Source organism: Streptomyces racemochromogenes (genome assembly GCF_039535215.1).
Taxonomy (GTDB): Bacteria; Actinomycetota; Actinomycetes; order Streptomycetales; family Streptomycetaceae; genus Streptomyces; species Streptomyces racemochromogenes.
Window position 1 is genome coordinate 3134851 of the sequence record NZ_BAAAWT010000001.1, and the last position, 12750, is coordinate 3147600.

Genomic DNA, 12750 nt, shown 5'->3' on the forward strand with positions numbered 1-12750 from the left:
CCAAGGCCTTGCACGCGGCGTGCGCGGAGGGTCTTCGCGCGGGCGTCAGCGGCGTATGAGGACGCGGGCGTCAGCGGCGTATGACGCCCGCGTCCTCGGCGTACTCGCCGAGGACGACCACGCTCATGGCGGCAGCGGCGAAGACCTTCGCGGCGCGCAGGACATCGCCGACGCGGTGGCGCGGACGGTGGTCGGAGGTCGCGGTGGCCCCGCTCGGGAGGCCGCCCTGGACCGGGGCAAGGGTTGCGGTGCTCATGTCTCCATGGTGCGCTTCTCCCCCTCCGCGCACATCGCCCTCCGGACGGAACCCGCAGGCCGTCCGTGTCCTCCTCGCGACCCATGGCATCCCCTAGTGGCTCTGCCGAAGGTCTGACACTCCCCGGTATGACACCCGTCCGGGGGTACTGCCCCCTCGGGACTTCCGGCCCGGGAATCCGTTCGCGCGGCCGCGCCCCGCTGACTACAATCTCCGCTCTTGCCGCCTCCTCCGCCGTCCCGTGGGGAGAGCCGCCTTCCGGCCGGAAACCGGGGGCTTTCCGTACCGCACGCACCGCACGCACCCGCATGTACCGCTGGAGGCCTTCCCGTGTCCGCGCACGCCCCCGACACCGCATCCGACGCCGCAGCCGCCACCACCCCCGGCTCCGCACCCGACTCCGCCGACCTCCTCGGCCGCGAACGGGCCCACCTGGCCGCCTCGCGCTCCGCGCTGCGCGCCATGCGCGAGGACGTCGAGTCCCTCGACATCCGCGACGTCACCGCGAACTGGGTCAACGCCATCGTCCTCCAGGCCCAGATCGACGACCGGATCAAAGCGCTCGCCGACCTCGCCCACACCCCGCTCTTCTTCGGCCGCCTCGACTACCTGCACGCCCCCGGCGCGGACCTGGCGGAGGGCGCCGAGGGCGAGCAGTTCTACATCGGCCGCCGCCACGTCCACGACGCCGACGGCGACCCGATGGTCATCGACTGGCGCGCACCGGTCTCCCAGCCCTTCTACCGCGCCTCGAAGGCCGACCCGCAGGACGTCGGGCTGCGCCGCCGCTTCGGCTACACCGGCGGCGAGCTGACCGCGTACGAGGACGAGCACCTCTCCGACCCGACGGAGTCCGCAGCCGCCGTCAGCAAGCTGCTCCAGCAGGAGATCGAGCGCCCCCGCGTCGGCCCGATGCGCGACATCGTCGCGACGATCCAGCCCGAGCAGGACGAGATCGTCCGCTCCGGCCTGTCCGGCTCGGTCTGCGTGCAGGGAGGACCCGGCACCGGGAAGACCGCCGTCGGCCTGCACCGGGTCGCGTACCTGCTGTACGCGCACCGCGAGCGCCTCGCCCGCACCGGGACGCTGGTCATCGGGCCGAACCGTTCCTTCCTCCACTACATCGAGCAGGTCCTGCCGGCGCTGGGCGAGCTGGAGGTCAAGCAGGCCACCGTCGACGACCTCGTCGCCCGCGAGGGCCTGGAGGTGCGCGGCACCGACGCCGCCGCCACCGCCGTGGTCAAGGGCGACGCCCGGATGGCGCAGGTGCTGCGCCGCGCGGTCCGCTCGCACGTCACCGCGCCCACCGAGCCGCTGATGGTGGTGCGCGGCTCGCGCCGGTGGCGGGTGCCGGCGTACGAACTGGAGGAGATCGTCACCGAGCTCCAGGAGCGCGACATCCGCTACGGCGCGGCCCGCGACGCGCTGCCGCAGCGGATCGCGCACACGGTCCTCGTGCGCATGGAGCAGGCGGGCGAGGCGCCGGACGACCGGGTGCAGGACGCGGTGGCCCGCAACGCGGCGGTGAAGGCGGCGGTCAAGGCGGTCTGGCCGGCGGTCGAGCCGGCGAAGCTGGTGCTGCGGCTGCTGTCGGACGCGGAGTTCCTGGCGGAGCACGCGGACGGGATCCTCACGCAGGACGAGCAGAAGCTGCTGCTGTGGCCGAAGCCGTTCCGGAGCGTGCGGTCGGCGAAGTGGTCGGCGGCGGACCTGGTGCTGATCGACGAGGCGGCGGACCTGGTGGAGCGGACGCACTCGCTCGGCCACGTCGTCCTCGACGAGGCGCAGGACCTGTCCCCGATGCAGTACCGGGCGGTGGGGCGCCGCTGCACGACGGGCTCGGCGACGGTCCTCGGCGACCTCGCGCAGGGCACCACGCCGTGGGCGACGCGCAGCTGGGACGAGGCGCTGGCGCACCTGGGCAAGCCGGAGGCGGTGCTGGAGGAGCTGACGGCGGGCTTCCGAGTGCCGCGCGAGGTCATCGCGTACGCGTCGCGGCTGCTGCCGGCGATCTCGCCGGGGCTGGCGGCGGTGTCGTCGGTGCGTGAGGCGCCGGGCTCGCTGACGGTGACGGCGTGCGCCCCGGAGCGGCTGACCGCGGACGTGGTCGCCGCCTGCCGCGCCTCGCTCGCGCAGGAGGGGTCGATCGGGCTGATCGCGGCGGACGCGCGGGTGCCGGTGCTGGCGCGGGCCTTGGCGGAGGCGGGTCTGGCGTACCTCGCGCCGGGCGAGGAGACCACGGCGGAGTCCCGGCTCACCCTGGTCCCGGCGTCCCTGGCCAAGGGTCTGGAGTACGACTACGTGGTCCTGGACGAGCCGGCGGCGATCGTCGACGGCGAGCCGGACGAACGCACCGGGCTGCGGCGGCTGTACGTCTGCCTCACCCGAGCCGTGTCCGGCCTCACGGCCCTCCACGCAACCCCGCTCCCGGCGGAACTGACCCCCTGACGCGTCCGCCGGGCGGCTCGGCCGGCTTCGCGCCGCTGCGCCGCACTCCGTCCGTCGGGCCGCCGCGCGGGTCCCGTGGCCGGGGCCGGTGGGTGTGGGGCACCCGGGTTTCCGTGGCCGGGGCCGGCGGGCCGTCCGCGGGCGGGGGGGGGCCGCTGCGCGGGGCGAGGTCCCCTACCCGCCCTTCGCCCGTTCCCAGGGGCTCCGCCCCTGACCCCGCGCCTCAAACGCCGGCGGGGCTGAAGAACCGGGGCTCCGCCCTTGACCCCGGTGCGCTCAAACGCCCGGCGGGGCTGAAGAACCGGGGCTCCGCCCCGGACCCCGGTGCGCTCAAACGCCGCGCGGGCTGGGATTCGCGCAGCGAATTCCAGCCCCGCCTGGGGGCACCTCCCAGCGGTAGCTGGGGGAGTTTGAGGCGCGGGTCCGGGCAGAGCCCGGGGAACGGTGGAAGGGCGGGTAGGGGACAGCCCCGCAGGGCCCGCCCCGGACGCCCCACGGGGCAGCTCCCGGCCCGGCCAGCCGCTCCAGACCGGCACCGCCCCGCAGGGGCACGCCCGCCTGCCCGCGCGACCCGGGGCCCAGGCTTCGGCCCGCCCGGGGCCGCAGGGCCTCGGGACACGGCCGGACGGGGCCGCAGGGCCCGGGACACGCCCGCACGGGGCCGCAGGGCTCGGGGCCCGCCGGACGGTGGCCGGGCGCTACGCCAGCGCCGCTCGCCACTGCGCGACCGCCGCCGCGGAGACCGGCCGCCCCCACCCGGAGGGACGGGCCGCGCCGCCGATGTGGAACGCGTCGACGCCCCCCGCCCGCAGCTCCGGCAGGTGCGACAGCGTCAGCCCGCCGCCGACCAGGATCCGCGGCCCGTACCCCGGCTCACCGCGCCGGCCCGCCCCCGCCTCCGCCAGCAGTACCGGCAGCCCGTCCGCGACCCCGGTCGCCGCGCCCGCCGTCAGGTACGTGTCCAGCCCCGGCAGCTCCGCGAGGGCCTTGCGCAGGCCGTCCCGGTCCGCCGCGCGGTCGATGGCCCGGTGGAAGGTCCAACGGCAGCCGTCCAGCTCCGCGAGCACCGCTTCGACCGCGTCGAGGTCGGGGCTGCCGTCCGGGTGCAGGAAGCCGAGGACGAACTCCTCCGCACCCTCGGCCCGCAGCCCCCGCGCAGCCTCCACCAGCTCGGAGACGTCGCCGGCCGCGAACCCGTCGGACGTGCGGAGCATCACGCGCAGCGGGATGTCGACCGCCGCCCGGATCGCCGCGAAGGTCTCGCGCGGCGGGGTGAGCCCGTCGGCGGCCATGTCGGTGACCAGTTCGAGTCGGTCCGCCCCACCCGCCTGGGCGGCGACCGCGTCCTCCACGTCGAGGGCGATCACCTCCAGGAGCGCACGGTTGCTCATGTGATCCCATCCTTATGCCCATATGGAAAATAGGTCTAGTCCAATATCCAGGGTACGGGCCCCACCCCGCGCTCCACCAGCACAATCGCGTCACCGCCACAATGTCCGCATGGACACGCCCGAGACCGCGCCCGAGACCGCGCCCGAGACCGCGCCCGAGACGACGCCCAAGGCCACGCCCGAGACCTCGCCCGCCCCCGTGCCCGACACCGCCGCCCTCCGCGCCCGCTGGAACGCGACCGCCACCGCCGCCGGCGCCACCCGCGACCCCGCCCCCTACGCCGACCGCCTCCTCACCGCCTGGGCCGAGCCGCAGCGCCGGTACCACACCACCACCCACCTCGCCGACGTCCTCGCACGGATCGACGTACTCGCCCGCCACGCCGCCGACCCCACCGCCGTCGAACTCGCCGCCTGGTTCCACGACGCCGTCTACCGCCCCGACCGCTCCGAGAACGAGGAACGCAGCGCCGCCCTCGCCGAGCGCGCCCTGCCCGAGCTGGGCGTCGGCCCGGCCCGCACCGCCGAGACCGCACGCCTGGTCCGGCTCACCGTCACCCACGACCCCGCCCCCGGCGACACCAACGGCGAGGCCCTCTGCGACGCCGACCTCGGCGTCCTCGCCGGCACCCCGGACGCGTACGCCACCTACACCGCCGCCGTCCGGGCCGAGTACGGCTTCGTCCCCGACGAGGCCTTCCGCACCGGCCGCGCCGCCGTGCTGCGGCAGCTCCTCGCCCTCCCCCGCCTCTTCCGCACCCCCTACGGCACCGCCCACTGGGAGGCCACCGCCCGCCGCAACCTGGAAGCCGAGCTGGCCGCCCTGACCTGACATACGGGACCGCGACCGGGAATGCGCCCCACTTCGAGCCGGTTCGGGAAGAACATGCCCGCAGCCTCCGCATCCTCCGCACGCCCCCCGTCCCGCATGCCCGTGGCCGTCTACGTCCTCGGCCTGTCCGTCTTCGCGCTCGGCACCAGCGAATTCATGCTGTCCGGCCTCCTCCCGCCCATCGCCGAGGACATGGGCGTCACCATCCCCCAGGCAGGCCTGCTCATATCCGCCTTCGCGATCGGCATGGTCGTCGGGGCGCCCCTGCTGGCGGTCGCCACCCTGCGCCTCCCGCGCCGCACCACCCTCATCTCCCTCATCAGCCTCTTCGGCCTCGGCCAGGTGGCGGGCGCGCTGGCCCCCTCGTACGCGTTCCTCTTCGCCTCCCGCGTGGTGTCCGCCCTCGCCTGCGCCGGGTTCTGGGCCGTCGGCGCGGCCGTCGCCATCGCCATGGTCGACAAGGACCAGCGGGCCCGCGCCATGGCCGTCATGATCGGCGGCCTGTCCATCGCCAACGTCCTCGGCGTCCCGGCCGGCGCCTTCCTCGGGGAGCAGTTCGGCTGGCGCTCCGCGTTCTGGTCGGTCGGTGCCGCCTCGGCCGTCGCCCTGGCCGGCATCCTCGCGCTGATCCCGAAGATCCCCCTGCCCGACGAGAAGCCCCGCCTCAGCCGCGAGCTGCGCATCTACCACGACCGCCAGGTGTGGCTGTCCATCGGCGTCACGGCCCTGGCCGCCGGCGGCGTCTTCTGCGCCTTCAGCTACCTGTCGCCGCTGCTCACGGACGTGGCCGGGCTGGACTCGAAGTGGGTGCCGTGGATCCTGGGCCTGTTCGGCGTCGGCGCGCTGATCGGCACCACCGTCGGCGGGCGGATCGCCGACGCGCACCTGTTCGGGGTGATGCTCTGGGGCATCACCGCCTCGACGGTGTTCCTGGGGGCCCTCACCGTGCTGGCCTCCAGCGCCGCCGCCGCGATCGTCCTGGCGTTCCTGCTCGGCGTCTCGGCGTTCTTCACCGCGCCGGCGCTGAACGCCCGCATGTTCAACGTCGCCGGCGCCGCCCCCACCCTCGCCGGAGCCACCACCACCGCCGCGTTCAACCTCGGCAACACCGGCGGCCCCTGGCTCGGCGGCACGGTCATCGACGCCGGCTTCGGCTTCTCCGCCCCGGCGTGGGCGGGCGCGGCCATGACCGTCACCGCCCTCGCCCTCACGACCCTGGCCCTCCGCCTGGAACGGCGCACGCCGTCGGGCGAGACCCGGATCGTCGCCGGGTCGGGCACGCGGGAGGCGTCTGCCGACGCCGTCAGTAGGTGAAGGGCATCGAGTGGCCGCGGACCGGGTCGGCCGTCGCGTTCTGTGTGACGCCGAGCCCGTCCCGGGTGGCGATGTGGACTTCGTACTCGGAGCCGGACTTCAACAGCCCGGTGTCGATCGGCGCCTCGAACAGCTGGGGTTCACCGCCGATCTTGAGGGACCACGTCTTCGGGCCGCCGGCGGGAAGTACGTAGGTGCCCTTCGGCCCGACCAGCCAGAGGTTCACCGTCACGTCCTTCGGAAGGGACGTCGCCCGGACGTAGGCCCGCATGCTGATCCGCCCGCCGTTTCGCACGAAGCAGACCCTGTGCATGACATCGCTGACGCCGGTCGAGTGCTCGGCTCCGCATGACTGCCCGGGGGCACTCGGCAGCGGCGCCACCGCCTTCTGCGGGGCCGGCGCCGCGCCCGTCGGCGCCGACGGCGACGCGGAGGCCGAAGCCGACGCGGACGGCGAAGGCCTGGCGATCGGCGCTCCCGCCGCCGCCGGGGGCGGGGCGGCCGCCGGGGCGTCGCGGGCGGCATCCCCGTCGCCGCCGGTCTTCGACAGGAACATCGCCACGATCGCGACCATCGCCACCAGCGCCAGCACCCCGCCCCCGGCCAGGACGCCGGCCCGGAGCCCGCTCGCGCCCCGGCCCCCCGCACGGGCCGGCTTCGGTGGGGCCGCTGCCCTGTGCGGGGTGATCACCTCCGCGCTGCCGCCCAACGGCTGGACCAGCAGGCTCACCGGGGTCTGGGACCGGCCCCGCAGCCGCCCCTCCTGCTCCGCGAACCGCTCCTTGACGTGCTCCACCAGCGCGTGGAGATCCGGGTCGAGCTCCGGGGAGTGCTCCTCCAGCCAGCCCGTGACGACCGTCGAAAAGTCACCGGACCCGGCGGCCACCCGGCCCTGGCCCGCGACCTGCCCGGCCGCCGCCGCGAAGAGCGTGAACTGCGAGACCGTCTCCCTTCTCCCGGCCGGGAAGGCGGCCTGCGCAGGTCCCGGGGTGCCCTCCGCCCGGCGGTGCTCGATGAACCTCGCGCAGGCGTCCACCAGGAACACCTGCTGGGCGAAGCGCGCCACATCCGCCCCGGTCAGGTACTCCTGGAGGTTGGTCAGCTCGATGCAGCGCTGATCCGCGTCCGACGCGTCCGGGCACAGCAGCAGCCGCCGGTTGCCGTGGTCGAGGACACCGTGTCCGCCCCAGTAGACGTACAGGACGTCTCCCTCAGGGGCGGTCCCGCGGGGCATGAAGTGGTCCATGATCCGGTCGCGGGAGGAGACGTACGTGGGCTCCAGCCCGATGTCCCCCGCCGCGCGGTTGAGCGCCGCGTACGAGTCGGGCGCCGCGGCCAGCAGCAGGGTGATGTTCGCCGTGGGGACGCCCCGCTGACGCAGCCAGCGCGCGAAGCGCACCGCGTCACCGCAGGCGCCCACGAGGTCCCACCCACTGTCGGCCCGCGGGTAGTGCTCGATGCCGACCACCACGGCGTGGACGCGCGTCGGGTCGGAGACGGTCAGTCCAGCCACGTGTCCACGGCCTTCCAGACCTCGGGGTTCGACCAGTAGGTGGTGTGCGCCGCGAGCCAGGGCTGGCGGTTGTCGACCTTCCGGTCGTGCACCCGGCCCGGGAACACCTCGGCCGCCGGGTACGAGAGCCAGTCGCGCTCGTCGTAGATGTTCAGCCACTTCGCCGGGAAGCCCGTCGGCAGCGGCTCGGGGTGTTCGAGCGAGACGAGGGCGCCGATCTCGTACAGGTACGGCGCCTGCGAGCCGACCGTGATCAGCTGGTCCACGCGCTCCAGCCGCTCGCGCACCAGCAGGTCCACGCAGGCGACCCCGCCCAGGCTGTGCGCGATCACGGTGACCGCGTCCCCGGGGGTGTTCTCCAGCGTCCGCTTGATCTGGTCGCGTACGCCCTGGCCCCGGGCCTGGTACCGCAGGATGTCGCCCGCCAGCGGCAGCAGGCCGTCGCCCCACGCGCCGCGCCGGGTGCGCGCCACTCGGCCGGCGCCCGCGAGAGCCACCTTCAGCGCCTTGCCCTTCAGTGACCGGCCCTCGGTGGCGAGCTCCGAGCCCAGTGCGGCGAGCAACGCGTCACGGACCGACCCGGAGACCTCCACGCCCCGGTCGCGCGCCAGGCCGAGGGTCAGACCGATGACGGCACGCGCGTAGGCAGCCCGGTGCTCGTACCCGTCGGCGTCCGCCGTGGCCGCCGCGTCGCGCAGCTCCGGTGCCCGGGCGGCGGTGCGCAGGGCCTCCGCGAAGTACTCGGCCAGTCCGCGCGCGTCGAAGGCCTCGGTGAGGGCGGCCGAGGGGAGGTACTCGGTGACCTCGTCGAAGAACTGCTCGGCGGGCGTCAGCCCTCGGCCAAAACCGGGGGCCGGGGCGTGCTGGAGGCCGAGGAGCCGCAGCTCGTACCAGGGGTCGTCGTAGAGGATGCCCCAGAGTCCGACCTCGGCGTCGTTCTCGCGGGAGCCACCGCCCGTCTGCGTGTAACCGGGCACGGACTGCCCACCGAGGGCCATGGCCGCCCCCTGTTCCCGGCCCCAGAAGCAGCCGCGGATTTCGATCCCGGGGCGGATCCCGGCGAGGCCGGCGCGGATCTCTTCTAGGCTCCGGGTGTACGAGACCTCCCGGACCCCGGTCCCGTGTACGAACAGCACTGACCGACGCACGATCCCCCTCATGCCTGCGCGAGTGGCCGAACCGCGGTCATCCTAGTCCAGCAAATCGCCCTGCCCACAGGAGAGATGACGGGCATTCAGGCCACGGGAGGGCGATGTTTCGGCCGTCGCAGGCCCGCGGCGGTCAGGCGGCGGACCAGTTCCTTGCTGCCGATCTCCACCGCGCCCGCCGCCACCGCGTCCGCGTAGCGGTGCGAGGGCACGTCGTAGTGGTCGCGCTCGAAGGCGCGCGGCGGGCAGCCGATGGCCTCCGCGAAGGCGTGCAGCTCCTCGTACGAGACGTCGCTGACCAGGTGCGACCACATGCGGCCGTGGCCCGGCCAGACCGGCGGGTCGATGTACAGCGTCACCGGCGGTTCACCGGCCCGGGTGGAAGACGGGGCCGAGGCCGCCGACCGCCGCCACCCGCACCCCGGCCTCCGAGCAGACCCAGTGCGGGTCGGGCCCCAGCTCCGGTTCCACGTCCAGCGCGTGCGGGTCCCCGTGCGCGCAGACCGGGCACAGCGGCCAGCGCCCGTACTTCTCCAGCAGGGCGTCCTTCACGTCCTGCGCGACGAGTCCGGCGAGGTAGTCGACTCCCTCCGGCCACTGCTCCACCCACCACCGGCGGTGCGTGACCGAGTCCTCCACGAGGGACACGACGTCGGCATCGGCGACCTCACCCGCGGCGAGATCGGCGAGAACGAGCGCACGGGCGACATGCAGCGCCTGCTCCAGGGGGGTGGCATGGTCCATGGAGACATTGTGAACCCGGACCGGGCCCCAGGCGAAGGCCCCCCTGTCCCGGAGCCCGCCCCCGCCTCTCCCGCCGGGGCGTGCCTTCTTGCTCCCGGCCCCGCCGGGAAATACGTTCCAGCCGTGAGCGAGAACCGCACCACCGCCGCCCGCGCCGACCTCCGCGCCCAGCTCGACACGCTGACGACCGAGGCCTTCCGGCCCGAGCTGGCGGAGATCGACCGGCTCCCCACGCTGGAGATCGTGCGCACCATGAACGCCGAGGACGCCACCGTCCCCGCCGCCGTCGCCGCGCAGCTGGAGCCGATCGCCGCCGCCGTCGACGCGGTCGTCGAGCGGATGGCCCGCGGCGGCCGGCTGGTCTACGCGGGCGCCGGGACCGCCGGCCGGCTCGGGGTGCTGGACGCCAGCGAGTGCCCGCCCACCTTCAACACCGACCCGGCGCAGGTCGTCGGCCTGATCGCGGGCGGCCCCGGCGCGATGGTGCGGGCCGTCGAGGGCGCCGAGGACTCGCGGGAGCTGGCCGCCGCCGACCTGGCCGCCCTCGGCCTGACCTGCGACGACACCGTCGTCGGCGTCTCCGCCTCCGGCCGCACCCCGTACGCGGTCGGCGCGGTCGAGTACGCCCGTACGCGCGGCGCGCTCACCGTCGGGCTGTCCTGCAACGCCGGATCCGCCCTGGCCGCGGCCGCCGAGCACGGCATCGAGGTGGTCGTCGGGCCCGAGCTGCTCACCGGCTCCACCCGGCTCAAGGCGGGCACGGCGCAGAAGCTCGTACTGAACCTGATCTCGACGGTCACGATGATCCGCCTCGGCAAGACGTACGGGAACCTCATGGTCGACGTGCGCGCGACGAACGAGAAGCTGCGCGCCCGCGCCCGCCGCATCGTCGCACTGGCCACGGGCGCGCCCGACGCGGAGATCGAGGCGGCGCTGGCCGCGACGGGCGGCGAGGTGAAGGACGCCGTCCTGGTCGTGCTCGGCGGCGTCGACGGGCCCGGGGCCGCCCGCCTGCTCGCCGAATCCGGCGGCCACCTCCGCGAAGCCCTCGCCCGGACCGGGACCCAGACCCCGACCGGGACCCAGGCCCAGGCCCCGACCCGGACCCAGTAGCGATCCGGCAGGACCCCGTTCGCCATCCCCCCACGCAAGGCGAGTACATGTCCACTGACAAGAACCGCGCCACCGCCGCCGCGATCCTCCCCCTGGTCGGCGGCCCTGACAACATCGTCTCCGTCGCGCACTGCATGACCCGCCTGCGGATCGGGCTGCGCGACCGGTCCCTCGTCGACGACGCCGCGCTGCGGGCGCTGCCCGGGGTGCTGGGTGTGGTCGAGGGGGACGACACCTACCAGGTCGTACTGGGGCCGGGCGTCGTCGCCCGGGTCACGCCCGAGTTCGAGGCGCTGGTGGAGGAGGGGAGTCCGGCCGGCCCGCGGACCGTCACCGCCGGGGACCTCGCCGAGCGGGGCGCCGCGCTCAAGGAGGCGCGCAAGGCGCGGAACGCCACCCCGTTCAAGCTGTTCCTGCGCCGCATCGCGGACGTGTTCGTCCCGCTGATCCCCGCCCTCATCGGCTGCGGGGTCATCGCCGGCCTCAACGGCCTGCTCGCCAACCTCGGCTGGGCCCCGGCCGTGGTGCCGGCCCTCGCCGCCATCGCCTCCGGGTTCATGTCGCTGATCGCCGTGTTCGTCGGCTTCAACACCGCGAAGGAGTTCGGTGGCACCCCCGTCCTCGGCGGGGCCGTCGCCTCCGTCATCGTCTTCCCCGGGGTGGCGAAGATCGACGCCTTCGGCGAGCCCCTCTCCCCCGGTCAGGGCGGGGTCCTCGGCGCCCTGGCGGCGGCGCTGCTCGCGGTGCGCGTGGAGCGGTGGTGCCGGCGCCGGGTGCCCGGGACGCTGGACGTGCTGGTCACACCGACGCTCACGGTCCTCGTCACCGGGCTGGTCACCCTCTACGGGCTGATGTTCCTCGCCGGTGAGGCCGCCGCCGCGATCGGCGCCTTCGCGAACTGGCTGCTGGCCGCGGGCGGGGCCCTCGCCGGGCTGGTGCTGGGCGGGCTGTTCCTGCCGCTGGTGATGCTGGGGCTGCACCAGGCGCTGATCCCCATCCACACCACCCTCATCGAGCAGTCCGGGTACACCGTCCTGCTGCCGATCCTCGCCATGGCGGGCGCCGGCCAGGTCGGTGCGGCCCTCGCCGTCTACTGCCGCCTCCCGCGCAACGGCTCCGTCCGCGGCACCGTCAGGTCCGCGCTCCCGGCCGGCTTCCTGGGGGTGGGCGAGCCGCTGATCTACGGGGTCTCGCTGCCGCTGGGCCGCCCGTTCGTCACCGCCTGCGTCGGCGGTGCGGCGGGCGGTGCCTTCGTCGGGCTGTGCAACCAGCTGGGCGTGGCGTTCGGCTCGAAGGCCATCGGCCCGTCGGGCTGGGCGCTGTTCCCGCTGCTGGACGGTACGTCGGGCACGGGCGTGACCATCGCCGTCTACGCGGGCGGCCTCGCGGTGGGCTACCTGGCCGGCTTCGCCGCGACGTACTTCTTCGGGTTCACGAAGCGGATGCTGGCCGACCTGGACACCGACGCGGGAACCGCCGCCCCGGCCGGCCCCGCCGCGGCGAAGGAGCCGGTGCGGGCCTGATCAGCCGACGCCCGCCCGCCCGTGCAGCACGGCGGCCAGCCGCAGCGCGGTGTCGATGTTGCAGCGCCCCAGGTCGACGAGCGGCAGCCCGTACGACCCGGCGGCCGAGACCCGCTCGACGTCCAGGGACGGGAAGACCACCCCCACCCCGTGGAGGGCGTCCTTCAACTGCCGTACGGCCTCCTCGGCCGCACGCATCCGCTCCTGCGGGGTGAGCATCATGACGGGTCGCCTCTCTCCTGCGGGGTGGGGGTCCGGCACACAGAGTGGCGATCAAGGAGGCGGTCTTCAACCGCCGGTGACCTGTCCCCGGCCGGCGAGGCGTTGAGCACGGCCGGCTGCGTGGCGTTGCGGAGGCCGTGCCGGCGGTTTCCGGGGCGAGGACGAGGAGGGCGGCGGTTGCCGCACGTGCGATCAGGCGCACGGGGAACCACCGAGGGGGAAAGTTCACCCGTACGGAGAACGGGG

Annotated in this window: 12 protein-coding genes; 5 read left to right on the forward strand and 7 right to left on the reverse strand. The window is 74.8% G+C overall.

Going from position 1 to position 12750, the window contains the following annotated elements; translation table 11 throughout:
• Positions 1-70: 70 nt before the first annotated feature.
• On the reverse strand, positions 71-256 hold the full coding sequence (locus tag ABD973_RS14345) for a hypothetical protein (RefSeq protein ID WP_125603949.1): 186 nt from the start codon (positions 254-256) through the stop codon (positions 71-73).
• A 462-nt stretch (positions 257-718) separates the two neighbouring features.
• Between ABD973_RS14345 and ABD973_RS14350 the strand changes: the two genes are divergently transcribed.
• Positions 719-2704 carry a HelD family protein gene (locus tag ABD973_RS14350; RefSeq protein ID WP_345504584.1) on the forward strand — a complete coding sequence of 662 codons (1986 nt, stop codon included), beginning with the start codon at positions 719-721 and terminating at the stop codon, positions 2702-2704.
• Between the two features lie 698 nt (positions 2705-3402).
• Here ABD973_RS14350 and ABD973_RS14355 read toward each other — a convergent pair.
• Positions 3403-4095: a copper homeostasis protein CutC gene (locus tag ABD973_RS14355; RefSeq protein ID WP_345500259.1), complete on the reverse strand. Its 693-nt coding sequence runs from the start codon at positions 4093-4095 to the stop codon at positions 3403-3405.
• A 109-nt stretch (positions 4096-4204) separates the two neighbouring features.
• Between ABD973_RS14355 and ABD973_RS14360 the strand changes: the two genes are divergently transcribed.
• Both ABD973_RS14360 and ABD973_RS14365 read left to right on the forward strand, forming a co-directional pair.
• A complete protein-coding gene (locus tag ABD973_RS14360; protein ID WP_345500260.1) occupies positions 4205-4927 on the forward strand; it encodes an HD domain-containing protein in 723 nt (240 codons plus the stop codon).
• Positions 4928-5023: 96 nt separating this feature from the next.
• Positions 5024-6241: a Cmx/CmrA family chloramphenicol efflux MFS transporter gene (locus ABD973_RS14365; protein ID WP_345500261.1), complete on the forward strand. Its 1218-nt coding sequence runs from the start codon at positions 5024-5026 to the stop codon at positions 6239-6241.
• On the opposite strand, the gene ABD973_RS14370 is transcribed toward ABD973_RS14365, so the two are convergent.
• The 4 genes from ABD973_RS14370 to ABD973_RS14385 form a co-directional block, all read right to left on the reverse strand.
• The gene (locus tag ABD973_RS14370) at positions 6231-7754 is read right to left on the reverse strand and encodes a caspase family protein (RefSeq protein WP_345500262.1); all 1524 of its coding nucleotides are present in this window, start codon (positions 7752-7754) and stop codon (positions 6231-6233) included. The genes ABD973_RS14365 and ABD973_RS14370 overlap by 11 nt on opposite strands.
• Positions 7742-8902 (reverse strand): lipase family protein, encoded by a 1161-nt coding sequence (locus ABD973_RS14375; protein WP_164720923.1) that lies wholly within the window; start codon positions 8900-8902, stop codon positions 7742-7744. The genes ABD973_RS14370 and ABD973_RS14375 overlap by 13 nt, the downstream gene beginning before the upstream one ends.
• Positions 8903-8988: 86 nt before the next feature.
• Positions 8989-9261, reverse strand: coding sequence for a DUF4031 domain-containing protein (locus ABD973_RS14380; protein WP_125821918.1), 273 nt, complete (start codon positions 9259-9261; stop codon positions 8989-8991).
• Positions 9262-9268: 7 nt separating this feature from the next.
• Positions 9269-9646, reverse strand: a complete 378-nt coding sequence (locus ABD973_RS14385) for a hypothetical protein (protein WP_125604175.1) — start codon at positions 9644-9646, stop codon at positions 9269-9271.
• A gap of 123 nt (positions 9647-9769) precedes the next feature.
• Here ABD973_RS14385 and murQ point away from each other — a divergent pair, with 123 nt between their 5' ends.
• Both murQ and ABD973_RS14395 read left to right on the forward strand, forming a co-directional pair.
• Positions 9770-10759 carry an N-acetylmuramic acid 6-phosphate etherase gene (gene murQ / locus ABD973_RS14390; protein ID WP_345500263.1) on the forward strand — a complete coding sequence of 330 codons (990 nt, stop codon included), beginning with the start codon at positions 9770-9772 and terminating at the stop codon, positions 10757-10759.
• A gap of 47 nt (positions 10760-10806) precedes the next feature.
• A complete protein-coding gene (locus ABD973_RS14395) occupies positions 10807-12282 on the forward strand; it encodes a PTS transporter subunit EIIC (RefSeq protein ID WP_345500264.1) in 1476 nt (491 codons plus the stop codon).
• On the opposite strand, the gene ABD973_RS14400 is transcribed toward ABD973_RS14395, so the two are convergent.
• Positions 12283-12504, reverse strand: a complete 222-nt coding sequence (locus tag ABD973_RS14400; protein ID WP_125604543.1) for a hypothetical protein — start codon at positions 12502-12504, stop codon at positions 12283-12285. It abuts the gene before it with no gap.
• Positions 12505-12750: the final 246 nt, after the last annotated feature.